Genomic DNA, 24,836 nt, shown 5'->3' on the forward strand with positions numbered 1-24,836 from the left:
ATGGGCGGTTTTTTTATGGCGCAATCCGGCCACCCTCCCCCCTCTTTGGCGATTGCCACAATCGATGCCCTGGCCTTTGACCCCGGATCACGAATTACCTACAATCGCGCAAACTCATCACGTCTCGGAAATCACATCATGAGCCAAGTCATTCATAGCAAACTGCTGATCCTGGGGTCAGGCCCGGCGGGTTACACCGCCGCCGTCTACGCCGCCCGCGCCAACCTCAATCCCCTGCTCATCACCGGCATGCAGCAAGGTGGTCAGCTGACCACCACCACTGAGGTGGAAAACTGGCCAGGTGACGCGGAAGGGCTGACCGGCCCGGCCCTGATGGAGCGCATGAAAGAGCATGCGGAAAAATTCGATACCCGCATCCTCTTTGATCACATCAATGAAGTGGAGCTGACCCAGCGCCCCTTCCGTCTCAAGGGTGACAACGGTGAATACACTTGCGACGCGCTCATCATCGCCACCGGCGCCTCCGCCAAGTACCTGGGGCTGCCTTCCGAGGAGTCCTTCAAGGGCCGTGGCGTCTCCGCCTGTGCCACCTGTGACGGTTTCTTCTACCGCAACCAGGAAGTGGCCGTGGTCGGCGGCGGCAACACCGCCGTGGAAGAGGCGCTCTATCTGGCCAACATCGCCAAGAAGGTGCACCTGATCCACCGCCGCGACGAGTTCCGCGCCGAGAAGATCCTGATCAAGCGCCTCAATGACAAGGTCGAGAGCGGCAACATAGTGCTGCACACTCACCAGACCCTGGACGAGGTGCTGGGTGACAACATGGGCGTGACCGGCGTGCGCCTGCGCAGCACCCGGGACGACGCCACCTCCGAGCTGCCGCTGATGGGGGTCTTCATCGCCATAGGTCACCAGCCCAACACCCAGATCTTCGAAGGCCAGCTGGCGATGGAAAACGGCTACCTCAAGGTCCGTGGCGGCCTGGAAGGCTTCGCGACCCAGACCAGCATCCCGGGCGTGTTTGCCGCCGGCGACGTGGCCGACCACGTTTACCGTCAGGCGATCACCTCAGCCGGTACCGGCTGCATGGCAGCCCTGGATGCCGAGCGATATCTGGACGCACAATAAGCACAAGGATATAAAGGGCATGCCAAGTGGCATGCCCTTTTCTTTTAAGGAGCCGGATGAAACGGAAAATATTGATTGTGGAAGACAGCCTGACGGTGCGCCGCATGTTGACCCAGGCCATTGCGCAGCAAACCGGGCTGGAGATAGATGCGTTCGATACCCTGGAGGGCGCCCGTGACTGCCAGGGAGAAGAGTACGTGGTAGCTCTGGTGGATCTCACCCTGCCGGATGCCCCGAGCGGAGAAGCCGTCAACGTGTTGCTGGCGCGAGGGTTGCCCGTGGTGATCCTCACCGCCGACATCAGCGAGGAGAAACGGGAAGCCTGGCTGGAGGCCGGGGTGCTGGATTACGTGATGAAGGATTCACGGCACTCCCTGCAATACGCCGTCAGCCTGGTGCACCGCCTCTACCTCAACCAGGCCATAGAAGTGCTGGTGGTCGATGATTCGCTCACTTCCCGTCATCGCACCGCCGCCCAGCTGCGCAAGCAACTGCTGCTGGTGCACGAGGCAACCTGCGCCCGGGATGCCCTGGCCCTGCTCGAGCAGCACCCGGCCATTCGCCTGATGCTGGTGGATTACTACATGCCGGAAATCGACGGCATCAGCCTGGTGCGGATGCTGCGGGAGCGCTACAGCAAGCAGCAGCTCGCCATCATCGGCATCTCGGTGTCGGACAAGCACGGCCTCTCTGCCCGCTACCTCAAGCAGGGGGCGAACGATTTTCTCAACCAGCCGTTCGAGCCCGAGGAGCTGCAGTGCCGGGTCAGCCACAATCTGGAGGCCCTTGAGCAGTTCAACAGCATCCAGGAATCCGCCAATCGCGACTACCTGACCGGGCTCTACAACCGGCGTTACTGGTTCAACGAGGGGCAGAAGTGGTTCGAGGAGCATCAGCGTCAGCAGGCGCAGCTCGCCCTGTGCGTACTCGATGTGGATCATTTTAAGCAGGTCAACGATCACTGGGGCCATGCCATCGGCGATGAGCTGCTCTGCCACCTGACCCGGTTGCTCTCCCAGTTCTTCCCGGATGCCATGATAGCCCGCTTCGGCGGAGAGGAGTTTGCCCTGATGGTGCCCCATTGCCCGGTTCCCGTGCTGCTCAAGCGGCTGGAAGGGCTGCGCCAACAGCTGCGTCAGCAGCCGCTGTCACGGGAAGTGCCGCTGTTCGTGCGCGCCAGTTTTGGCGTCATCAATGTCGGGCGGCTCTCCATGGACGAGGCGCTCTGCGAGGCAGATCGCCAGCTGTATCAGGCAAAGAACACGGGTCGTGACAAGATAGTCTCCCAGGACGCCTGAGCACGTCTCGAGTGAGACGCTCCGTGTAGTACCGCCCGGCGCCCTTTGCGGCCGCCGGGTTATTCCTTCTCAGCACGCCATCCCTGCCGCCACGGGTTTCCTCAATAGGTCTTGTCGACCCGCACCCCATCGCTGAAATAGAGGATGCGCACCTTGTCCCCCCTCGCAAACACCATGGCCGGATCGTAATCCTGGATCACGTTGATAAGCCCGTCTTGCTCGTTGCGGATTAGCAGCTCCACCAGCTTGTTCTCCACCACGCTGCCCCCTGACTGGTAGTGCTGCACCGCGGCCGCCCCCGCCAATGCCCCCACGGCGGTGGCTATCTCCCGCCCATGACCGCCGCCAAACTGGTTGCCGAGCAGCCCCCCCAGCACGGCCCCCCCCAGGGTTTTCCAGCCGGTATGCTCGGATTCCAGCACCTGGCGCTGGGTGATGTTGCGCACCGTATCCACCTGGCCAAACACCACCTGATCGACGGGGCGCGCCGTATTGCGCTCATAGGGTGCGGCCCAGGCGGGCGCCGTGACAAAGCCCAGCAAGCTGGATACTATCAGGATAATGGCCTTCATCTGTGAACCTCTGTCTTATGTCTCGCTATCTCACCGAACTGGATGATGAGCTGTGCTGGTTTCCCTCCCCCAGCCATGCGCTGGAAGAGCCCAATGGCCTGCTGGCGATTGGGGGAGATCTCTCTCCTGCTCGATTGCTGGCAGCTTATCACAGCGGGATCTTTCCGTGGAATGAGCCACACCAGCCACTGCTGTGGTGGTCGCCGGATCCCAGGGGGGTGATAGTGCCCGATGAGCTGCACATAGGGCGCAGCCTGCAGAAGTATCTGCGCCGCACCCCCTTCGACATTACCGTCGATAGTGCCTTCGATGAGGTGATAGCGGCCTGCGCCGCCCCCCGTCGCAGCGCCAGCGGCACCTGGATAAGCGCCCCCATGATCGACGCCTATCGGCAGTTGCACCGCCTGGGCCATGCCCACTCCGTCGAGATCTGGCAGGACGGGGAGTTGCAGGCGGGGCTCTACGGCCTCTCCCTTGGCCGCCTCTTCTGCGGCGAATCCATGTTCAGCCGCATCGATAACGGCGCCAAACTGGCCATGGTGGCGCTCTGTCGTCACTTTTCACGCCATTGGGGTGCCCTCATCGATTGCCAGATGCAGAACGACTTCCTGGCCACCCTGGGGGTCCAGGAGTGGCCAAGAAGCCGGTTTCTGACCACATTGGCGCGCCTGACCAGGCAACCACTGCAGGACGGTTGCTGGCAGCAGAGGAGAATCAGCCTATGACAGAAGAAGTGATCCTCAAGGTAGGCCTGACCCCCAGACACCCGTGCAGCTACCTCGGCCATGAGCAGGAGCAGTTGCTGGTACTGATGGATCATGAGCTGCTCAATGCTGCCGGTTATGAGCGACTGCTGACGGCAGGATTCAGGCGCAGTGGCAACGACATCTATCGCCCCCATTGCCCGGCCTGCAGTGCCTGCCAGTCACTGCGCATCCACAGCGAGCGTTTCGTGCCGAACCGCAGTCAGAAACGCGTGCGTCAGCTGAACCGGGATCTCGAGCTGGTGCTGAGTTACGACGATAAACCCGAGTATTACCAGCTCTATGAGCGCTACATCCGCGAGCGCCACCACGATGGCAGCATGTACCCGCCGAGTCGGACCCAGTACAAGGGATTCCTGCACTGCGACTGGATGCCACCGCTCTACATGGAGATACGCAAAGAGGGACGCCTCATCGGGGTGGCCACCACGGACCTGCTACCCCACTCCATGAGCGCCATGTATACCTTCTTCGATCCTGACTATGCTGACCGCTCTCTGGGCACCTTTGCCATTCTGAGCCAGTTGGAACTAGCCAGGCGCACGGGTCGCAGCTGGCTGTATCTGGGCTATCTGGTGGAGGCCTGTCGCAAGATGAATTACAAACGCCAATACCTGCCCCACGAGCTGCTGGTGCAGGGAGAATGGAAAAATATCGACACCAAGCCCGAGTAAACTTTACACATAGCCTTAAATCCGGCATGATCCAGCGGTTTTTTGTTGTGGCTTATCAAGAGGATTCAATGGCTAAAGAAGACAGTATTGAGATGCAGGGTACCATTCTCGAAACCTTGCCCAATACCATGTTCCGTGTGGAACTGGAAAATGGTCACGTGGTTATCGCTCATATTTCCGGCAAGATGCGCAAAAACTACATCCGTATCCTGACTGGGGACAAAGTAACGGTGGCTCTGACTCCGTACGATCTCTCCAAGGGACGTATTGTTTTCCGCTCTCGCTAAGCCAGGAATTCAGCAAAAAACCCCAGCCTCTCGGCTGGGGTTTTTTGTCGTTTCTGGCCTCAATCACATTTAGTGAGAGACAGCTTCAACATTGACCTGGAAGTCAAAGCTGAGGCTGTTATTCACCAGCTCCACTCTCACCACTCCGCCATCGACCAGTGAGCCGAACAGGATCTCATTGGCCAACGGCTTCTTGAGGTGCTCCTGAATGACCCGTCCCATGGGTCTTGCACCCATTGCCCGATCATAACCCTTCTCGGCCAACCAGTGGCGCGCCTCTTCAGATACTTCAAGTGATACCCCTTTGGCATCCAGCTGTACCTGCAGTTCGACGATGAACTTGTCGACGACCTGATGGATCACCGTCATGTCCAGATGGTTGAACCAGATGGTGTGATCGAGCCGGTTGCGGAACTCCGGACTGAACGTCTTGTTGATCACCGCCATGGCATCGTGACTCATGTCCTGCTGCTGGAAGCCAATGGACTTGCGCTGGGTCTCCTGCACCCCCGCGTTGGTGGTCATCACCAGGATCACGTTGCGAAAATCGGCCTTGCGCCCGTTGTTGTCCGTCAGGGTACCGTTGTCCATCACTTGCAGCAGCAGATTGAAGACATCCGGGTGCGCCTTCTCTATCTCGTCCAGCAGCACCACCGAATGGGGATGCTTGAGCACAGAATCGGTCAGCAAGCCGCCCTGCTCGAAGCCCACATAACCGGGAGGTGCCCCAATCAGGCGGGAAACGGTATGGCGCTCCATATATTCGGACATATCAAAGCGCAGCACCTCGACCCCGAGCGCCTTGCCGAGCTGCTGGGTTACTTCGGTCTTGCCCACCCCGGTCGGGCCGGCAAACAGGAAGCAGCCCACAGGGCGACGCTCGTTGCCAAGGCCGGAGCGTGACAGCCGGATGGCATCGGTCAATACGGTGATGGCCTTGTCCTGGCCGAACACCACCATCTTGAGGTTGCGCTCCAGGTTCTTCAGCACCTCCTTGTCGGAAGAGGAGACTGATTTCTCCGGGATGCGGGCAATCTTCGCGACTATGGCCTCGATCTCCGGCACATTGATCACTTTTTTACGCTTGCTGACCGGCAACAAACGTTGCCCCGCCCCCGCCTCGTCGATCACGTCGATGGCCTTGTCCGGCAGGTGGCGGTCGTTGATGTACTTGGCGGAGAGCTCGACCGCGGCACGGATGGCCTTGACGGTATAACGCACGCCATGGTGCGCCTCATAGCGGCTCTTGAGCCCCATCAGGATACGGGTGGTGTCGTCTATGCTCGGCTCGACGATGTCGATCTTCTGGAAACGGCGCGCCAGAGCCCGATCTTTTTCGAAGATCTGGGAATATTCCTGATAAGTGGTGGATCCCACACAGCGCAGCAAGCCATTGGAGAGCAGTGGCTTGATGAGGTTGGCCGCATCCAGCTGACCGCCGGAGGCTGCACCCGCCCCAATGATGGTGTGGATCTCGTCGATGAAGAGGATGGCCCCTTCCTGGCGTTCGATCTGCTTGAGCAGCACCTTGAGACGCTTCTCGAAGTCACCGCGGTACTTGGTGCCTGCCAGCAGGGAGCCCATGTCCAGGGAATATATAGTGCTGTTAGCTATCACCTCGGGCACGTCACCCTTGACGATACGATAGGCGAGCCCCTCGGCGATGGCGGTCTTGCCCACGCCAGCCTCCCCCACCAGCAAGGGATTGTTCTTGCGCCGACGGCAGAGCACCTGGATGGTGCGACTCAGCTCCTGATCGCGACCGATCAGCGGGTCGATGCGCCCCTCCAGCACCAGCTGGTTGAGGTTGGTGGCGAAGCTCTCGATCTGGGCGGACGAGACCTCATCATCGGACTCGGCATTGTTGCCGCCACTCTCGGGCTTGCTGTCTTTGCGCACCCCGTGGGAGAGAAAGTTCACCACATCCAGGCGGCTTATTTCGGCTTTTTTCAGGAAGTAGGCGGCCTGGGACTCTTGCTCGCTGAAGATGGCGACCAGCACATTGGCGCCGCTTACCTCGGTATTGCCCGACGACTGGACATGGAACACGGCACGTTGCAACACGCGCTGAAAACCAAGGGTCGGTTGGGTTTCTCTGTCTTCGTCATCGCGGGGGATGAGCGGGGTCGTTTGATTGATGAATGCGCGAATTTCCTTGCGCATCTGCTCCACATCCGCACCACACGAACTCAGCGCCTCATGGGCTGAGCTGTTATCCAGCAGGGCTAACAACAGGTGCTCGACGGTCATGAATTCGTGGCGCTCGTCACGGGCCAGTTTGAAAGCCTCGTTCAGCGTCTTTTCTAGATCTTTGTTCAACATAGGCACCTCCCCTCAGTACAGCAACAATGCGGTGTCGTTATCGCCATCAAGTCATCAGATTCAAGCCTTTTCCATGGTACATAGCAGTGGATGTTCGTTGTTACGTGAATAGGTGTTGACCTGGACCACTTTGGTCTCGGCAATCTCGGCGGTAAATGTGCCGCAGACTCCCTTACCACTATAATGCACGCTCAGCATGACCTGAGTGGCCTTCTCCAGATCCATACCAAAGAACCTTTGCAGCACCTCCACCACGAATTCCATCGGTGTGTAGTCATCGTTGTTCAAGACGACCTTGTACATGGGTGGCGGTTGCAGCTTCGTTTTCTCTGCTTCTGCAATCTCTTCATTAGCAAAGAGTTCTTTCTGCTTGCTCATAGTTGCGCTTTGGTACCTCTAGATTACTACCGTCTCGCTCAAGATTGTCAATAGACTTGTTAACCAGATCACATCGGTTGTTAACAACTTCTTGACTCGCTTAAAAGTTGGACTAGATTGGTTACTTGCTAATCGGCGCCCGTCTGCTACGGGGTGATGCTCTAGTTATATAAGGCTGGCGCAGGTTACTCAACGACTTCAGGGTAATCAATAAAAGGATGTAGATGTATGGCAACCGGAACAGTCAAGTGGTTCAACAACGCAAAAGGATTTGGGTTTATCTGTCCGGAAGGCGGTGGTGAAGACATCTTCGCTCACTACTCCACGATTCAAATGGAAGGTTACAAGACCTTGAAAGCGGGTCAGGCAGTCAACTTTGAACTGCAGCAGGGGCCGAAAGGAAATCACGCCTCTGTCATCGTGCCAAACGAAGCACAAAACATGTAAGAGTCAAACTGGATCAATTAAAAAACGGCATCCCGCAAGGATGCCGTTTTTTTATGTCACTCGTTGTGCCGACACAATAAGAAAGGCCGGGCCTTCCTTATTGTGTGCCCTTGCGAGCTATCCCCTGTCAGCGAGCCAGCAGGATGTTGAGCATGCGGCGCAGCGGCTCGGCGGCGCCCCACAGCAGTTGGTCACCCACGGTGAAGGCCGCCAGGTATTCCGGGCCCATGTTGAGCTTGCGCAGACGGCCTACCGGGATGCTGAGGGTACCGGTGACGGCGGCCGGGGTCAGCTCGCGGGCCGTGATGTCGCGATCGTTCGGGATCACCTTGACCCAGTCGTTGTGAGCGGCCAGCAGGGCCTCGATCTCGGGGAGCGGCACGTCTTTCTTCAGCTTGATGGTGAAGGCCTGACTGTGGCAGCGCAGGGCACCGATGCGCACGCAGAGGCCATCCACCGGAATGGCGGCATCTTCGATGCCGAGGATCTTGTTGGTCTCGGCCTGGCCCTTCCACTCTTCGCGGCTCTGACCGTTGTCGAGCTTGGTGTCGATCCAGGGGATGAGGCCACCTGCCAGCGGCACGCCGAAGTTGTCCACCGGCAGGGTGCCGGAGCGGGTCTTCTCGGTGATCTTGCGCTCAATGTCCAGGATGGCGGAGGCGGGATCCGCCAGCTCCACCGCCACTTCGTCACGCAGCAGCCCCATCTGGGTGACCAGCTCGCGCATGTGGCGCGCGCCACCGCCCGATGCGGCCTGATAGGTGGCCACACTCACCCACTCCACCAGATCGGCCTTGAACAGGCCACCCAGGGCCAGCAGCATCAGGCTGACGGTGCAGTTGCCGCCGACGAAGGTCTTGATCCCCTTGTCCAGCGCCTCGTCGATCACGTCGCCGTTGACCGGATCCAGGATGATGACGGCGTCCTTCTCCATGCGCAGGGAGGAGGCGGCATCAATCCAGTAACCCTGCCAGCCGGAGGCCAGCAGACGGGGATAGACATCCTTGGTGTAGTCGCCACCCTGAGCCGTGATGATGATCTCCTGTGCGGCCAGCGCCTCGATGTCGAAGGCGTCCTGCAAGGTGCCGGCATCGACGCCGAAATTGGGGGCGGCCTCACCGGCCTGGGAGGTGGTGAAGAAGGTGGGTTGAATGCGGGCAAAATCCTTCTCTTCCTGCATCCGGCTCATCAGTACCGAACCCACCATGCCACGCCAACCGACCAAACCAACTTTTTTCATAATGTCCTACCCTGGATAGCTGCTGTAAAAATGAAGTCTCATACGCCGTGATCCCTTGCCGGACGCGGGTCCGTTCACAAATTGGCCACAAGCATGATGTGTAAATAATGCGTCTGTCCACATTACGGATTGTGGCGACAGGCGCAAGTCGAATTGCGCAATAATCTGTGTCATTTGCCGCAATAACCATGGGTTCCGGGCTACCACGCTTGGCGGACTCCCCATCGGTCAGGCATCATGATGTCCGACTGGCAACCACTGCCCCCTGGGGACGACCCCAAGGCCTCCTTGACTCGCAGGGACGACCCTGCCCCGCGTGGAATACTCATATGCCCTGGTTACTCCTGCTACTGGCCGGCCTGTTCGAGGTCGCCTGGGCCATCGGCCTCAAGTACACCGACGGTTTCAGCCGTCCCCTCCCCACCCTGCTGACCCTAGCTGCCATGGGGGTGAGCGTGCTGTTGCTCGCCATGGCGGTCAAACAACTGCCGCTTGGCACAGCCTACGTGGTCTGGACCGGCATAGGCGCGGTCGGCACTGTGTTGATGGGGATCTGGCTGTTTAACGAGCCAGCCACCCTGGCCCGGGTGCTCTGCCTGCTGCTGATCATCGGCGGTATTCTGGGACTCAAGTTTATCGGCTGATAACGAGATGGAAGCGCAGCCCAGCGGCGCCCCAGCAGCGCGTATTAAAAATGGCCACCCAGGGTGGCCATTATGTTTTCCTCATGCCCCGTCTGGGCTTCCTATCAGCACACTCTCAATCCGGGCGCCCGGCATCATCTGCCTTAACCCCTCGATCAGCCGATCACCGGCCTCCTGCAGCGCCGCCAGCGGCATTTCAGGCAAGCTTTCCAGAATGAACCACATCTGCCCGGACTCGGCGCTGAGCCGGGTTCTGGTCCCCTGACGCCAATTCCAGCGGCGACAGGTCACGCCTCTGTCATCACACCAGACCACCTCGCCAGGTTCGGGGGTCTCGTGGGCAGGGGCCCCCTCCTTCATGGTGTCAAACAGTTCGGTGCCATCGGCAATGATCAACCGGGGCGACCCCTCATAAGCGGTGAGATCCTCCCCACCGACGGGGATGGCGTATTCGATGCTGATGGCGTTGTAGAGATCGACGACAGGATCGATGCAGGGCAGGCTGCCCTCCCGTTGCACCCGCTTGAGCAGCGCCTGTGCCGAGCAGGGGGTCCGCTGGGGCTTGGCACCGAAGCGTTTGAACACCTCGCCCCAGGCGGACAGATGATCCTGTGCCCAAGGTGCACCGCCCGCCGCAACGGATTGGCAGGCCCGCGCCAGCGCCTGTGCGCCGACGTTGCGATCGACCATGGTGGCCCCGTCGACCTGGATGCTCAGGGCCCGGAATCCCGGGGCCAGGCTGGTCACCCTGGCATCAATCTGTGGTGTCATGAATGGCATAGCAACTCCCAATGGGTGAATCGTGGCGAAGGCGATAACGGCAGACGAGGCCAAGTGACCCGTGCCCAGAAAGCTAGCGCGTGATGCTTGTCACCACGAAGAAACAAGTCGGCCCCATGATGGACGGCGGCATGGCATAAAAAAATCTACTTTTTCTTAATGTTGTTAAGGAGGGCTAATAACCCAGACTATGCCGGCCACCGACGGCAACCAGACCCGCACCTGGCAGGGGATTGTCCTGGCCGCTTTTCCCGCCACTCATGCTATTATCTGCGACCGAACATGAGCCATTAAAAATCAGGATATTGTGATGACCGACCACACTTTTATTCCCGGCAAGGACGCGGCGCTGGAAGACTCCATCGAGCGGTTCCAGACCAAATTGCAGGCCCTGGGGTTTGATATCGAAGAGGCCTCCTGGCTCAACCCAGTGCCCAACGTCTGGTCCGTGCACATCCGGGACAAAGAGTGCGCCCTCTGCTTCACCAACGGCAAGGGAGCCAGCAAGAAGGCGGCCCTGGCGTCGGCCCTGGGGGAGTATTTCGAGCGTCTCTCCACCAACTACTTCTTCGCCGACTTCTATCTGGGCGAGCAGGTAGCGAATGGCGACTTCGTCCACTACCCGAACGAAAAGTGGTTCCCCATCCAGGGTGACCAACTGCCTGCCGGTCTGCTCGACAGCTTCACCCGCAAGTTCTACAACCCGGATGGCGAAGTGACTGCCGACATGCTGGTGGATCTGCAATCCGGCAACGAAGAGCGCGGCATAGTCGCCCTGCCGTTCGAGCGTCAGTCCGATCATCAGACCGTCTATATCCCGATGAACATCATCGGCAACCTCTATGTCTCCAATGGCATGAGCGCCGGCAACACCAGGACCGAGGCCCGCACCCAGGGCTTGTCCGAGGTGTTCGAGCGCCACGTGAAGAACAAGATCATCGCCGAAGCCATCAGCCTGCCCGAGATCCCGAGCGAGGTGATCGCCCGCTACCCCGGCATCAAGGCCTCCATCGATGCGCTGGAGGCCGAAGGCTTCCCCATCTACAGCTTCGATGCCTCCCTGGGTGGCCGTTATCCGGTCATCTGCGTGGTGCTGCTCAACCCGAGCAACGGCACCTGCTTTGCCTCCTTCGGCGCCCACCCGCGCTTCGAGGTCGCCTTCGAGCGGACCGTCACCGAGCTGCTGCAGGGCCGTGGCCTCAAGGATCTGGACGTCTTCGTGCCGCCGTCATTCGACAACGAGCAGGTGGCGGATCACCACAACCTGGAGACCCACTTCATCGACTCGTCCGGCCTCATCAGTTGGGATCTGTTCAAGCAGGAGTCCGACTTCGAATTTGCCGACTGGGACTTCCGCGGCAGCTCCCAGGAGGAGTTCGATCACCTGATCGGCATCTTCCACGAGCTGGAGCAGCCGGTCTACATCGCCGACTACGAGCACCTGGGCGTCTACGCCTGCCGCATCCTGGTGCCGGGCATGTCCGACATCTATCCGGTCGAGGATCTGCTGCTGGCCAACAACACCATGGGCGCCCACCTGCGGGAAATCATCCTGGCCCTGCCGTCCCTGGAGTGGGACGCGGAGCAGTACATGGCACTCTTTGATCAGCTGGATGAAGAGGGTCACGACGAGCGCACCCGGGTGCGCGAGCTGCTCGGCATCGCCGCCGCCAAGGGCACAGCCCTGCACACCCTGCGGGTCGGTGAGCTCAAAGCCATGCTGGCGCTGGCCGCCGGTGAGCTGGAAAGCGCGCTGGATCTCATCGACTGGACCATGGAGTTCAACCAGTCGGTGTTCCCGGCGGATCGCGCGAACTACTACCGCGCCCTGCGCGCCTGCGTCGAGCTGTTCCTGGATGAAGAGCGTGACCCCGAGCAGTACCGCCCGGTGTTCGCCCGCATGTTCGGGGAAGAGACCCTGGCCGAGGCCTGGGCCCATGCCCGCGGCGAGGCGCGTTTCCACGGGCTGGAGGCGGCCGATCTGTCCCTCTCCCAGTTCCCGCTGCATCAGAAATTGCTCGCGGCCTACGAGAAACTGCAAAAAGCCAAACGAATCCATACGTGGAACTGATATGCTAGTGTGACGAAGGGGCCTGATGGCCCCTTCTGTTTTATGGGCTACGCTTTGGCGGGCCCTTACTCAAAGATGAAATAAATAACAAAAAATACCTCTTAGGGGGTTGTCAGTTCGAGGTTCATCATGTTCGGGAGGCGTAAAGGTGCATTGCCGGTGCTTTTTTTGATGCGAAAGATATAAATTCTTAAAAATCATGAAATTAAAAACAGACCCATTTCTGTTTCACCTGAAACCTGGTGTAAAGTCAAGCTTCCGGATGAAGAAAAAACCTGTAGTAAAATTACATTCACAATCTGTAATTCTTGATCGGAGTCAATTTTGGGGATCAGCCCCTTTGTTATGATTTCCACAGGCAAAATATGCAGGTACTGAGAATTGAAAGCAGAATCTCCCTTTGATTGTCTGAAGCCCGAAGCCATAGCCGCGCTGGCTGAAGACATTACCTATGCCAAGGCAACCAAGCCCGCCCACAAGGTCATTCCTCTGGCCATCACGGCAGGTGCTTTCATCGCCATCGCATTCGTCTTCTATATCACCGTCACCACGGGATCGAGCGGCATGGCCTGGGGTATGTCCAAGCTGGTCGGCGGTCTCTGTTTCTCCCTCGGTCTCATTCTGTGCGTACTGCTCGGTGCCGAGTTGTTCACCTCCACCACCCTGACCCTGGTGGCCAAGGCCGCCAACCGCATCAGCTGGGCTCAGCTGTTCAAGAACTGGGGTCTGGTCTACTTTGGCAACCTCATCGGCGGGCTCATCATAGTCGCGCTCATCATCATGTCGGCCGAATACACGGCGGCGGATGGTCAGTGGGGACTGAACGCCATGAAAGTGGCCCAGCACAAGATCCACCACACCTTCTTCGAGGCCCTGGCCCTTGGCATCCTCTGCAACCTCATGGTGTGTCTCGCCGTGTGGATGGCCTTCGGTGCCCGCACTGCCACCGACAAGGTGATGGTGATGCTGCTCCCCGTCGCCATGTTCGTGGCCTCCGGCTTTGAGCACAGCATCGCAAACATGTTTATGATCCCGGTCGGCATCGCCATCCATGCGGTAGCAGGCCCGGAATTCTGGCAGGCCATCGGCCAGGACCCGGCCTCGTTCGCCGACTTGACCGTATCCAACTTCGTCCTAAACAACCTCATTCCGGTCACCCTTGGTAATATCATTGGTGGCGGCGTCATGGTTGGTCTGACTTACTGGTTTATCTTCCGTCGCCATCATTAAGGATGGCGGCAGACACATAAATACCTTGAGAGGTAATGAAAATGGCAGAACTTAACGAACAGTTCCAAAAAGCATGGGAAGGCTTCGCGGCCGGTGAATGGCAGACCTCTGTCAACACCCGTGACTTCATCCAGAAGAACTACACCCCGTATGAAGGTGACGAGTCCTTCCTGGCTGGCGCGACCGAAGCTACCACCAAGCTGTGGGACAAGGTCATGGAAGGGATCAAGATCGAGAACCGCACTCACGCGCCGGTCGATTTTGATACCGACCTGCCCTCCACCATTACCGCTCACGATGCCGGCTATATCGATCAGAGCCTGGAGCAAATCGTCGGTCTGCAGACTGACAAGCCGCTCAAGCGCGCCATCATCGCCAACGGCGGTATCAAGATGGTCAAGACCTCTTGCGAAGTCTACGGCCGTCAACTTGACCCCATGGTCGAGAAGATCTTCACCGAGTACCGCAAGACTCACAACCAGGGCGTGTTCGACGTTTACACCAAGGACATCCTGAACTGCCGTAAATCCGGCGTCATCACCGGTCTGCCGGATGCCTACGGCCGTGGCCGCATTATCGGTGACTACCGCCGTGTTGCCCTGTACGGTATCGACTTCCTGATGGCCGACAAACTGGCCCAGTTCAAGTCCCTGCAGGCCGATCTGGAAAACGGTGTCAACCTGGAAGCCACCATCCGTCTGCGCGAAGAGATCTCCGAGCAGCACCGTGCCCTGGCCCAGATGAAGGTGATGGCCGCCAAATATGGCTGCGACATCTCTGTACCGGCCAAGACCGCCAAAGAAGCCGTGCAGTGGACCTACTTCGCCTACCTGGCGGCAGTCAAGTCCCAGAACGGTGCCGCCATGTCCTTCGGTCGTACCTCCAGCTTCCTGGACGTCTACATCGAACGTGACCTGAAGAAAGGCCTGCTGACCGAGCAAGAAGCCCAGGAGCTGATGGACCACATGGTCATGAAGCTGCGCATGGTTCGCTTCCTGCGTACTCCTGAATACGATTCACTGTTCTCCGGCGACCCCATGTGGGCCACCGAGACCCTGGCCGGTATGGGCGTTGATGGCCGTACCCTGGTCACCAAGAACAGCTTCCGTATGCTGAACACCCTGTACACCATGGGCCCGTCCCCTGAGCCGAACCTGACCATACTGTGGTCCGAGAAGCTGCCGGTCGGTTTCAAGAAGTACTGTGCCAAGGTATCCATCGAGACCTCTTCCGTTCAGTACGAGAACGACGACCTGATGCGTCCGGACTTCAACAACGATGACTATGCCATCGCTTGCTGTGTGTCCCCGATGATCGTCGGCAAACAGATGCAGTTCTTCGGTGCTCGTGCCAACCTGGCCAAGACCATGCTGTATGCAATCAACGGCGGCATGGACGAGAAGCTCAAGATCCAGGTCGGCCCGAAAACCGAGATGGTCAAGGGCGAGTACCTCGACTACAACGACGTGATGGACAGGCTGGATCACTTCATGGACTGGCTGGCCAAGCAATACGTCGCCGCCCTGAACATCATCCACTACATGCACGACAAGTACAGCTACGAAGCCTCCCTGATGGCGCTGCACGACCGTGACGTCTATCGCACCATGGCTTGCGGCATCGCCGGTCTGTCCGTGGCAGCTGACTCCCTGTCTGCCATCAAGTACGCCAAGGTCAAGCCGGTTCGTGACGAAGATGGCGTTGCCATCGACTTCGAAATCGACGGCGAGTACCCGCAGTTCGGTAACAACGACGCTCGCGTCGATGACATCGCCTGTGACCTGGTCGAGCGCTTCATGAAGAAAATTCAGAAGCTGAACACCTACCGTGGTGCCGTGGCTACCCAGTCCGTGCTGACCATCACCTCCAACGTGGTGTACGGCAAGAAGACAGGTAACACCCCGGATGGCCGTCGCTCCGGTGCGCCGTTCGGCCCGGGTGCCAACCCGATGCACGGTCGTGATCAGAAGGGTGCCGTTGCGTCCCTGACTTCCGTCGCCAAGCTGCCGTTCGCTTACGCCAAAGATGGTATCTCCTATACCTTCTCCATAGTACCGAACGCCCTGGGTAAAGACATGGAAGCCCAGAAAGCCAACCTGGCCGGCCTGATGGATGGTTACTTCCACCATGAAGCCAACCTGGAAGGTGGTCAGCACCTGAACGTCAACGTGATGAACCGTGAAATGCTGCTGGACGCCATGGAAAACCCGGAGAAATATCCGCAGTTGACCATCCGCGTATCCGGTTATGCCGTTCGCTTCAACTCTTTGACCAAAGAGCAACAGCAAGACGTCATCACCCGTACCTTCACCGCCTCTCTGTAATAGAATCTCGGTGAACAAAAACCGGCGCCCAAGGCGCCGGTTTTTTTATGTCTGCTCTTCAGGGCCCAGCGGCTTGCAAGGCCGATGACAACCCAAGCCTCCCCTTCCCTCACACCACCTTGTTCAGGGCCGCTCCCCTGCCGCCAGACGGCGATTGATGTCGGCGATGACTGAGGCTATGTCGGCCAGGGTATCGATGACATAGTGGGCCCCTGCCCCCCGCAGCTTGGCCTCTGCCGGTGCGCGCTTGGCGGCTATCTCCACCTCGCTCATGGCATCAAATTCTTCCCAGGTGGCACCGAACTCGTTGCCGGAGACCGACAGACCTACGGTCCACATACCGGCGTTCAGCCCCTCGCTGATGCCCGGCACGGCGTCATCGACCTTGATGCAACGATGCACTGCGCTCACTCCCAGCTCAATCAGGTTGGCCAGCGCCATCCAGGGGCCGGGGCGCCCACCCGCCTTGAGATCGTCGGTGGCAACCCAGTGATCGGGGCTATAGCCGTGATCGGCCGCGGCTGGCACCAGCGCCTCCATCACCGGTCGGGGATAACCGGAGCAGGAGCCGATCCGCATCCCTTGTGCTCGCAGCCCATCCAGCACCGGCAGCACACCTGGGATGGGGGCGGCGAAGCGGGTCACGGCAGCAATCTGCAGCGGCATAAAGGTGTGATAGAGGTGGTCCACCTCGGCGTGGCTCATGGGGTGACCGAAGCGGGCCTGCCAGCGCTCATCTACCGAAGGCAGACGGCCCAGGGCGGCGATGTGATCCCACTTGCCAAGGCCCATGGGCTGGCGCGCTTCATCCAGGCTCACGGGGAAGTCATAGGCGCGGACGAAGGCCTCGACGAAGATGGAGGTGGGGGCGAAGGAGCCGAAATCGACGACGGTGCCGGCCCAGTCGAGGATCAGTGCCTCCACGTCGGTGGTCGGGGCTACGGCAATCTGCAAGTCAGTCATGGTGATGTTCCTGTTCCGGTGAAAGGGCGATCTCGCCGAGGGCACGATCGAGAATAGTGATGGCGCGCACCAGATCGGCGCGGGCGATGTTGAGCGGTGGCGAGAGCTGGATGACGTTGCCCTGGGAGACCTTGAAGCTGAGCCCAAGCTCCAGACAGCGGTAGAGCAGCCGCTCGGCGGCCTGGCTATTGCGGGTGCGACTCTGGTGATCGACCACCAGATCCAGCGCCCAGAGCAAACCTATGCCGCGCACCTGACCGATCAGCGGGTGGCGCTCGGCAAGCGCCGCGAGCTCTGCCGCCATAAAGCGGCCATCCTCCTGCACCTTGGCCAGCAGCCCTTCTTCACGGATGGTGGCTATGGTGGCGAGGGCCGCCGCGCAGCCGATGGGGCTCTTCTCGTGGGTGTAGTGACCGAGCGAAATAGCCGCAGCCTGATTGAAACGATCCCGGGTGATGAGCGCGGCAAAGGGTACCACACCGCCCCCCAACCCCTTGCCGAGGCAGATGATGTCGGGTTCTATGCCGAACTCTTCGAAGCTGAACCAGTGGCCGGTACGGCCAAGGGCATTGGGGATCTCGTCGACGATCAGCAATACCTTGTGGCGATCGCAGATCTCCCGCACCCGCCGCCAGTAGGCCTTCGAGGGCACCTGCACATCGGTATTGCGAATAGGCTCGGCGATAAAGGCACCTATCCCCCCCTCCTTCTCGATGACGTACTCCAGATAATCGGCGTAGTGCAGGTCATCCCCCTCCCCGCGATACCAGACACCGCGATAGCGGGTGGGGGGCGGGATGCGCTCCACCCCGGCCATCAGCGGGCCCATGCCTGCGCGAAAGCATGCCTCGCCACCGACCGAGATGGCATCGAGGGAGGCACCGTGAAAGGCATCCCACAGGGACACCACCTTGCTGTTGCCTGTGATGAAACGGGCAAGCTTCAAGGCAATCCCCACCACCTCGCTACCGCCGGGGGCGAACAGCACCCGGTTGAGATCCCTGGGAGCCAGCTCGGCCAGGGTGCGGGCGCAGTCGATGGCGACCTGATGGGTGTAACGGCGAGGCGCGAACGGCAGATCGGCAAGCTGCTGCTGCACCACGGCCACCACCCTGGGGTGGCCGTGGCCCAGTTGATGGACGCTGTTGCCGTGAAAATCGAGGTAACGCGCGCCCGATGCGCTGGTCAGCCAACTCCCCTGCGCCCCCTCAAGCAGATCGAGGCAGGGGCTGGAGAGGGCCTGATGGAGGAAGTAGCGGCTATCTTCCGCCAATCCCGCCTGCACCGCCTCGCTCTGGTCTGCCCACCAGCGCGCACGCCCCTCCCCCAGATTGATATCCCCTTCGCTGTCGGCCCGGCCACTGCCGTGAAGGGCATCGCGCATCATCATCACGCCTCCCCTTGCCAGTAGCAGGCGCTGGCCATGGCGGCGAGCAGGGCTCGCACCCGCTCTGGGGTCACGTCGCCGATATTGCCGATACGGAAGCAATCGGCCTGGGAGACCTTGCCCGGGTAGATGACAAAGCCCTGCCCCTTGAGCCGCTGGTAGAAGTCGGCGAAGCGGTAGTCCGGGTGAGCCGGGGAGTAGAAGGCGGTGATGATGGGGGATTGCCACTGCTCGGGCAGCAGCGGCGCAAAGCCGAGCTCAGCCATCCCCGCCACTAGCGTGCGCTGGCTCTCGCTGTAGCGCTGATGGCGGGCGGCAATGCCCCCCTCTTCGTCCAGCTCGCGCAGGGCCTGGGCAAAGGCGAGCACCGTATGGGTGGGTGAGGTAAAGCGCCACTTGCCCCCCTGCTGCTCCATGGTCTGCCACTGGGCGTGCAGGTCGAGGGAGACAGAGCGGGCGCGACCGGCGCAGGCCGTCAGCGCGGCGCGACGGGCGATGACGAAGCCAAAGCCCGGCACCCCCTGAATGCACTTGTTGGCGGAGCTGATGAGAAACTCGATGCCAAGGCGCCCCATGTCGATGGGGATGCCGCCAAAACTGCTCATGGCATCGACGATCAGGCGAATGCCGCGGCGCTGGCAAAGTTCAGCCACCTCTTCAAGGGGGTTGAGCATGCCGGTGGTGGTTTCGCAGTGCACCATGGCCAGATGGGTTATTTCGGGGTGGCGCACCAGCATGGCGTCGATGGCGGCAGGCTCGGGGCGGGTCGTCTCGCCGCAGTCGAGCTCATGATGGCGCAGGCCGAGGCAGCGGGCCATCTCCCCCATGCGGGCACCGTAGGCGCCGTTGTTGATGATGAGCAGGCACTCATTGGCACCGATCGCCGAGCCCAGCACGCTCTCCACCACATAGCTGCCGCTCCCCTGCAGCAACACGGCGCTGTAGTGGCTTTCATATTCCGGGCCAGTGGCCAGCCGCACCAGCTCGCGGCGGATGGGCTCCACCACGCCGAGGTTGTAGTCCGCATCCCAGGTGCAGCTGTCTTGCAGCATGGCGGCGCGCACAGTGGCGGTAGTCGAGAGGGGGCCCGGGGTCAGCAGCAGGTAATCGACGGCGGCGGGGGCCGCAGGAATATGGGTCATGACTTCGCTCCTTTTGGTATATACCAGAATGAGCGCATTGTGGGTAACTGCCCCGCCAAGGTCAAAGGGGTGGGGCCACGTGCAACAAAAAATTCATTTTCAGCGCTGGGATCGCGATAATCTAGGAAGCCTGAACAACAGGGGCAACACTGGTATCTACCAACGCATTATATCGCCTCCATTTAGCGACCGGACCTGCGCCCCTACCACTGCCCAGCCAAGGATTTTCATGAGCAAACCCCAATACCTGCAGATCAAGGATGCCCTCGCCAACCAGATCCTGGCAGGGGGCCTGGTCCCTAACGACAAGCTCCCCTCCGAGCGGCTGCTGGGGGAACTCTACGGCACCACCCGGGTCACCATCCGCGAGGCGCTGGTGCAGCTGGAGGCCAATGGCCTCATCTATCGGGAGGATCGCCGGGGCTGGTTCGTCACCCCGCCGCGCTTTCGCTTGAACCCCAGACGCACCTCCAACTTTCACCAGATAGTGCGCGAACAAGGGGGCGAGCCGCGCACCGAACTGCTGGAGAAAAGCCGCCAGGCGGTGCCCCCGGCACTGATGGCGCAGTTGCAGCTCAAACCGTTCGACAGCCTGTTTCTGCTCAAGCGGCTGCGCTATGCCAACGGGCGCGCCATCTGCTATTGCGAGAACCACTGCCTGCCAGAGCGGGTGCCCGGTCTGCTGGAGCTGGATCTTGCCGGCAGCCTGACCGAGATCTACCAGGCCCATTACGATCTTCACTACGCCCGCATGCAGGTGCGCTTCTTCCCCACCGCCCTGCCCGACGAGGTGGCCAAGGCGCTGGGGGCCACCGCCGGTCTACCCGCCCTGCGCCTCGAGCGACTCAACTTCGATCAGCACGGCCGGGTGCTCGACTTCGATCTGGAGTACTGGCGCCACGACAGCCTGGAGATAGAGGTGGATACCCAGAATTAGGAACAGACAAGTTAAGTACGGCCAATCGAGTGCGGCAAAACGTCACGGGGCCGTCACCGTACCGTCATAAAGTTCCCCTAGCCTCTGCTTCGACCAATCTGGTTTATACCAAGCCAACCAAAATGGAGAAGAGGATGAAACAGGGAACCCATTTGCTGGCCGCCGCCGTGCTGGCCGCCATGACAGCCCCGGCACTGGCCGCGACCGATCTCACCGTCTACACCGCCTTCGAGCCGGAGCAGCTCGGCGAGCTGAAGACGGCATTTGAGCGCCAGCACCCGGATATCAACATCAAGTGGGTGCGTGACTCCACCGGGGTGGTCACAGCCCGGTTGCTGGCGGAGAAAGCCCAGCCCAAGGCCGACGTGGTGTGGGGACTGGCCGCCACCAGCCTGATGCAGCTCGATCAGCAGCAGATGCTGACCGGTTACGCCCCCAAGGGGCTGGAGAAGCTCGACAGCCGTTTTCGTGACGGCAAGGCCGAGCCCCACTGGATTGGTCTGGACGCCTTCTTCAGCGCCATCTGCTTCAACAAGGTAGAGGCAGAGAAGCAAGGAATACCGGCGCCGACCAGCTGGGCCGATCTCACCAAGCCCATCTACAAGGGCAAGGTGATCATGCCCAACCCCAGCTCCTCCGGCACCGGCTACCTGAGCGTCGCGGGCTGGCTGCAGACCATGGGCGAGCAGCAGGGCTGGCAGTTCATGAACGGCCTGCACCAGAACATAGACCGCTACACCCACTCAGGCTCGGCCCCCTGCAAGCTGGCCGCCAGCGGCGAGACGGTGATCGGCATCTCCTTTGACTTCCCGGCCACCAGCCTCAAGGCCAAGGGGGCCCCCATAGAGGTGGTGTTCCCGAGCGAAGGCTCGGGCTGGGACATGGAAGCCGCCGCCATCATCAAGGGCACCCCCAAGCTGGATGCGGCCAAGCAGCTGCTTGACTTTGCCGCCACCGAGCAGGCCAACGCCCTCTACAACAAGTCGTTCGCCGTGGTCGCCATCCCTGGGGTCGCCCAACCGAGAGCGGGCTATCCGGCAGATATCAAGGGCCAGATGATCGACAACGACTTTGCCTGGGCAGCTCGCGAGCGCAACGCCATCTTGACCCAGTGGAGCGCCAGCTTCGACGGCAAGTCGGAAGCCAAGCAGTAATCCTGAACAGGAGCGGTTTGTGCACCCCAGACAAGCCGATGCCGATAAACCGATTGTCGAAGGCCAACAGGTGTTGGCCTTCGCTTTTTGGGTTTCGCTCCCAGTTTTTGTTTCACCCTCGATTGCCGGCGCCCAGCCTCTCCGCACGCGGCCAAGCCACCTGCCGAATGCCCGCCGTCATCTGACTGTCATCGAGCTGTCATCCCGCGATCACCTGACCGTCACACTTCACCCGCAAACTGGTATATACCAAATCAGTAGCGAGTCGAATCATGACCCAGCCCTATCTGGACATTCAACATCTCAACAAGCAGTTCGGTGCCTTCCAGGCCCTCAAGGGGATCTCTCTGACCATTGAGCCGGGGGAGTTCATCTGCTTTCTCGGCCCCTCCGGCTGCGGCAAGACCACCTTGCTCAGAGCCATCGCCGGTCTGGATCTGCCGGATAGCGGCGAGATCTGGCAAGGGGGGCGCAATATCTCCCGCCTGCCTCCTCAAGAGCGCGACTTTGGCATAGTGTTTCAGTCCTATGCCCTCTTCCCCAACCTGACGGTGGCCCAGAACATCGCCTTTGGCCTTGAGAACCAGGGATTGGCGCGCGATGCCATCAAGGAGCGGGTGGATCACTGGCTGGCGCTGGTGGATCTCACTGCCCAGTCCCACAAATACCCGAGCCAGATCTCCGGCGGCCAGCAGCAGCGGGTGGCGCTGGCCCGGGCGCTCGCCCTCTCCCCCGGTCTGCTGCTGCTGGACGAACCGCTCAGCGCCCTGGATGCCCTGGTGCGCACCCACCTTCGCAGCGAGATCCGCGCCCTGCAGCAGCGCCTCGGTATCACCACCATAATGGTGACCCACGATCAGGAAGAAGCCCTGACCATGGCGGACCGCATAGTAGTGATGGAAGGCGGCCGCATAGTGCAGGTGGGCACACCGCAAGAGATCTACCACCAGCCTGCGAGCCGCTTCGTGGCAAGCTTCGTCGGCACCATGAACTTCCTCGAGACCCTGGTGCTCGGCCCCACTCAGGTGCGCCTCAACGAACAACCCTTGACGCTCGCCAACCGGGCGGCGGCTGGCAGCAAATTGCAGGTGGCCATACGCCCCGAGGCGATCACCCTGGGCGCCCCCCATGAGCCTTATCCTGGTCAGCATGGCGTTGAAGCAACCATCGATCAGGTGGAGTTTCTCGGCGCCGCCCAGCGCCTTATCTGCACCGCCGACACCTATCTGGGCCCACAGCAAATTCTGGTGGAGCGCCCGACCCAGGAGCTGCCCCACCACGAACAGGGTGGCTGGCGAAGCGGCATGCGCTGCTCCCTGCACTGGCCCGCCGGGGCCATGCAGCTCTTTGAAGGGGAGCGTCCATGAGCCCTCATCTCTCCACTCCGGCACTGGCAACCCCAGCACAGGCAACCCAAGAGCCTCAGCCTCGCTACCCCTTGTGGCAGCGGCTCTGCTCCGGCTGGAGCCGGGATCAGTTGCTGCAACTCCTGCTGCTTCTGCTAGGCATCGCCCTGCTCACCGGCGGCCTGCTGCTGCCGCTGCTCACCATGTTGCAAAAGAGCCTGCAGGATGAGAATGGCCTCGGGGTGGGGCTGGCCAACTTCAGCGCCTACTTCGATTCACCTCACCTGGGTCAAACCCTCGGCAACACCCTCTGGCTCGGGGTGCTGATCACCGCCCTGGTGGTGACCATCGCCTTTGGCTACGCCTATGCCCTCACCCGCACCTGCATGCCGGGCAAGAGCCTGTTTCGCCTCGTTGGCCTTATTCCACTCTTGATGCCCTCCCTGCTGCCCGCCATCAGCCTGGTCTACTGGTTTGGCAATCAGGGGATCGCCAAGGGGCTGCTCGGCGGCGAGAGCATCTACGGCCCCATCGGCATCGTCATTGGTCTGGGCTTCTGGTGCTTCCCCCACGCCCTGATGATCCTGATCACGGCGCTCGGTCAGAGCGATGCCCGTCTCTATGAGGCGGCCCGGGTCCTGGGCAGCAGCGGCTGGCGCACCTTTGTCACCGTCACCCTGCCTACCGCCCGTTATGGCCTGCTCAGCGCCGCCATTGCCGTCTTCACCCTCACCATCTGCGACTTCGGGGTGGCCAAGGTGATTGGCGGCCAGTACAGCGTGCTGGCCACCGATATCTACCGCCAGGTGATCGGGATGCAGAACTTCTCCCTCGGCGCCGTTGCCAGCGTCACCCTGCTGCTGCCGGCGCTGCTCAGCTTTGCGCTGGAACACAGGGTGCGCAGCAAAATGCAGGAGCAGAGCAGCACCAAGGCGGTGCCCTATAGCCCCAAGCCCCATCGGCTGCGGGATCTGCTGGCGCTCGGCTGGTGCACTCTCTGGGCTCTGCTGTTTCTGGCGCTGGTCGGGATGGCGGTTTACGGCTCCCTGGTGCAGTTCTGGCCCTACAACCTTGGGCTGACGCTGGATCACTACGCCTTTGACAGCAACAGCGTCTATGGCTGGCAGCCCTTTACCAACACCCTGCAACTGGGTCTCTATACCGCCCTTGTGGGCACAGTGCTGGTGATGGTGCTGGCCTGGGCACAGGAGAAGGGGCGCCACTTCGCATGGCTTCGCCAGTTGCTGCACCTGCTCGCCATGTTGTCGCTGGCGGTACCCGGCATGGTGCTGGGGCTGGGTTACATCTTCTTCTTCAACGGCAATCCGCTGTTTGGCAGCCTCCATGGCACCCTGCCGCTGATGGTGCTCTCCTGCGTCATCCACTACTACACAGTGGGCCATATGACGGCGCTGACCAGCCTCAAACAATTGCCCAGAGAGCTGGAGCTGGTGGCCATCTCCCTGCGTATTCCGCTCTGGAAGGCGTTCTGGCGGGTCACCCTGCCCGCCTCCCTGCCGGCGCTCTTGGAGATCTTCATCTATCTGTTCGTCAACGCCATGACCACCACCTCGGCGGTGATCTTCCTCTATTCGAGTGACAGCGTGATCGCCTCCATCGCCGTGCTGAACATGGAGGATTCCGGCGATACCGCCGCAGCCGCCGCCATGGCCACCCTGATCCTGCTGGCCGCCGCCACCGTCAAGCTGCTCCAGCTCTTTTTGAGCCGCACCCTGCTGGATCGCACCCAGCGCTGGCGCCATCAATAACCTTATCGAGGAGTCATC

General features: G+C 60.6%; 22 protein-coding genes. 14 read left to right on the forward strand and 8 right to left on the reverse strand.

Annotated features, from left to right (window positions below; all coding sequences use genetic code 11):
• Positions 1–138: 138 nt before the first annotated feature.
• Complete coding sequence (gene trxB, locus AB5Y91_RS11580) at positions 139–1,089, forward strand: thioredoxin-disulfide reductase (RefSeq protein ID WP_106886974.1); 951 nt, start codon at positions 139–141, stop codon at positions 1,087–1,089.
• Positions 1,090–1,145: 56 nt separating this feature from the next.
• A complete protein-coding gene (locus AB5Y91_RS11585; RefSeq protein WP_171276042.1) occupies positions 1,146–2,387 on the forward strand; it encodes a diguanylate cyclase in 1,242 nt (413 codons plus the stop codon).
• Between the two features lie 101 nt (positions 2,388–2,488).
• Here AB5Y91_RS11585 and AB5Y91_RS11590 read toward each other — a convergent pair whose 3' ends face one another.
• A complete protein-coding gene (locus tag AB5Y91_RS11590) occupies positions 2,489–2,959 on the reverse strand; it encodes a glycine zipper 2TM domain-containing protein (protein WP_234568032.1) in 471 nt (156 codons plus the stop codon).
• 17 nt (positions 2,960–2,976) lie between these two features.
• On the opposite strand from AB5Y91_RS11590, the gene aat reads away from it, so the two are divergent.
• Genes aat through infA form a run of 3 tightly spaced genes read left to right on the forward strand, consistent with a single transcriptional unit; the run spans position 2,977 to position 4,684 of the window.
• Complete coding sequence (gene aat, locus AB5Y91_RS11595; protein ID WP_368169856.1) at positions 2,977–3,684, forward strand: leucyl/phenylalanyl-tRNA--protein transferase; 708 nt, start codon at positions 2,977–2,979, stop codon at positions 3,682–3,684.
• Complete coding sequence (locus AB5Y91_RS11600; RefSeq protein ID WP_139435447.1) at positions 3,681–4,397, forward strand: arginyltransferase; 717 nt, start codon at positions 3,681–3,683, stop codon at positions 4,395–4,397. Before aat ends, AB5Y91_RS11600 begins: the two co-directional genes overlap by 4 nt.
• Positions 4,367–4,684 (forward strand): translation initiation factor IF-1, encoded by a 318-nt coding sequence (gene infA / locus AB5Y91_RS11605; RefSeq protein ID WP_231557514.1) that lies wholly within the window; start codon positions 4,367–4,369, stop codon positions 4,682–4,684. The genes AB5Y91_RS11600 and infA overlap by 31 nt, the downstream gene beginning before the upstream one ends.
• Positions 4,685–4,753: 69 nt before the next feature.
• Here the strand turns inward: infA and clpA are convergent, their stop codons facing one another.
• On the reverse strand, positions 4,754–7,006 hold the full coding sequence (gene clpA, locus AB5Y91_RS11610) for an ATP-dependent Clp protease ATP-binding subunit ClpA (RefSeq protein ID WP_106886978.1): 2,253 nt from the start codon (positions 7,004–7,006) through the stop codon (positions 4,754–4,756).
• A gap of 60 nt (positions 7,007–7,066) precedes the next feature.
• Positions 7,067–7,384: an ATP-dependent Clp protease adapter ClpS gene (gene clpS, locus AB5Y91_RS11615; protein WP_005325410.1), complete on the reverse strand. Its 318-nt coding sequence runs from the start codon at positions 7,382–7,384 to the stop codon at positions 7,067–7,069.
• A gap of 228 nt (positions 7,385–7,612) precedes the next feature.
• Here clpS and cspD point away from each other — a divergent pair, with 228 nt between their 5' ends.
• Complete coding sequence (gene cspD / locus AB5Y91_RS11620; protein ID WP_005300025.1) at positions 7,613–7,831, forward strand: cold shock-like protein CspD; 219 nt, start codon at positions 7,613–7,615, stop codon at positions 7,829–7,831.
• Between the two features lie 127 nt (positions 7,832–7,958).
• Here cspD and asd read toward each other — a convergent pair whose 3' ends face one another.
• Positions 7,959–9,071, reverse strand: a complete 1,113-nt coding sequence (gene asd, locus AB5Y91_RS11625) for an aspartate-semialdehyde dehydrogenase (protein WP_139744376.1) — start codon at positions 9,069–9,071, stop codon at positions 7,959–7,961.
• Between the two features lie 329 nt (positions 9,072–9,400).
• Between asd and sugE the strand changes: the two genes are divergently transcribed.
• Complete coding sequence (gene sugE, locus AB5Y91_RS11630) at positions 9,401–9,715, forward strand: quaternary ammonium compound efflux SMR transporter SugE (protein ID WP_368169857.1); 315 nt, start codon at positions 9,401–9,403, stop codon at positions 9,713–9,715.
• 81 nt (positions 9,716–9,796) lie between these two features.
• Here sugE and AB5Y91_RS11635 read toward each other — a convergent pair whose 3' ends face one another.
• Entirely contained in the window at positions 9,797–10,495 is a 699-nt protein-coding gene (locus AB5Y91_RS11635) for a B3/4 domain-containing protein (RefSeq protein WP_368169858.1), read from the reverse strand.
• Between the two features lie 310 nt (positions 10,496–10,805).
• Here AB5Y91_RS11635 and ycaO point away from each other — a divergent pair, with 310 nt between their 5' ends.
• From ycaO to pflB, 3 genes are all read left to right on the forward strand, one after another.
• The gene (ycaO, locus tag AB5Y91_RS11640; RefSeq protein WP_368169859.1) at positions 10,806–12,566 is read left to right on the forward strand and encodes a 30S ribosomal protein S12 methylthiotransferase accessory factor YcaO; all 1,761 of its coding nucleotides are present in this window, start codon (positions 10,806–10,808) and stop codon (positions 12,564–12,566) included.
• Positions 12,567–12,947: 381 nt separating this feature from the next.
• Positions 12,948–13,796 carry a formate transporter FocA gene (gene focA / locus AB5Y91_RS11645; RefSeq protein WP_106886983.1) on the forward strand — a complete coding sequence of 283 codons (849 nt, stop codon included), beginning with the start codon at positions 12,948–12,950 and terminating at the stop codon, positions 13,794–13,796.
• Positions 13,797–13,837: 41 nt separating this feature from the next.
• A complete protein-coding gene (pflB, locus tag AB5Y91_RS11650) occupies positions 13,838–16,120 on the forward strand; it encodes a formate C-acetyltransferase (protein WP_368169860.1) in 2,283 nt (760 codons plus the stop codon).
• 123 nt (positions 16,121–16,243) lie between these two features.
• Here pflB and phnX read toward each other — a convergent pair whose 3' ends face one another.
• Genes phnX through phnW form a run of 3 tightly spaced genes read right to left on the reverse strand, consistent with a single transcriptional unit; the run spans position 16,244 to position 19,612 of the window.
• Positions 16,244–17,083, reverse strand: coding sequence for a phosphonoacetaldehyde hydrolase (gene phnX / locus AB5Y91_RS11655; RefSeq protein ID WP_368169861.1), 840 nt, complete (start codon positions 17,081–17,083; stop codon positions 16,244–16,246).
• Positions 17,076–18,473 (reverse strand): aspartate aminotransferase family protein, encoded by a 1,398-nt coding sequence (locus AB5Y91_RS11660; protein ID WP_368169862.1) that lies wholly within the window; start codon positions 18,471–18,473, stop codon positions 17,076–17,078. The genes phnX and AB5Y91_RS11660 overlap by 8 nt, the downstream gene beginning before the upstream one ends.
• Positions 18,473–19,612 carry a 2-aminoethylphosphonate--pyruvate transaminase gene (gene phnW / locus AB5Y91_RS11665; protein ID WP_368169863.1) on the reverse strand — a complete coding sequence of 380 codons (1,140 nt, stop codon included), beginning with the start codon at positions 19,610–19,612 and terminating at the stop codon, positions 18,473–18,475. Before phnW ends, AB5Y91_RS11660 begins: the two co-directional genes overlap by 1 nt.
• A 229-nt stretch (positions 19,613–19,841) precedes the next feature.
• Between phnW and phnR the strand changes: the two genes are divergently transcribed.
• From phnR to AB5Y91_RS11685, 4 genes are all read left to right on the forward strand, one after another.
• Positions 19,842–20,549 carry a phosphonate utilization transcriptional regulator PhnR gene (phnR, locus tag AB5Y91_RS11670; RefSeq protein WP_368169864.1) on the forward strand — a complete coding sequence of 236 codons (708 nt, stop codon included), beginning with the start codon at positions 19,842–19,844 and terminating at the stop codon, positions 20,547–20,549.
• Positions 20,550–20,683: 134 nt separating this feature from the next.
• Positions 20,684–21,703 carry a putative 2-aminoethylphosphonate ABC transporter substrate-binding protein gene (locus AB5Y91_RS11675; protein WP_106886988.1) on the forward strand — a complete coding sequence of 340 codons (1,020 nt, stop codon included), beginning with the start codon at positions 20,684–20,686 and terminating at the stop codon, positions 21,701–21,703.
• 272 nt (positions 21,704–21,975) lie between these two features.
• Positions 21,976–23,070, forward strand: coding sequence for a putative 2-aminoethylphosphonate ABC transporter ATP-binding protein (locus AB5Y91_RS11680; protein WP_368169865.1), 1,095 nt, complete (start codon positions 21,976–21,978; stop codon positions 23,068–23,070).
• Positions 23,067–24,818: a putative 2-aminoethylphosphonate ABC transporter permease subunit gene (locus tag AB5Y91_RS11685; RefSeq protein ID WP_368169866.1), complete on the forward strand. Its 1,752-nt coding sequence runs from the start codon at positions 23,067–23,069 to the stop codon at positions 24,816–24,818. The genes AB5Y91_RS11680 and AB5Y91_RS11685 overlap by 4 nt, the downstream gene beginning before the upstream one ends.
• Positions 24,819–24,836 lie beyond the last annotated feature (18 nt).

It is taken from the genome of Aeromonas sp. R4-3 (assembly GCF_040908275.1).
Lineage (GTDB): Bacteria > Pseudomonadota > Gammaproteobacteria > Enterobacterales > Aeromonadaceae > Aeromonas > Aeromonas rivipollensis.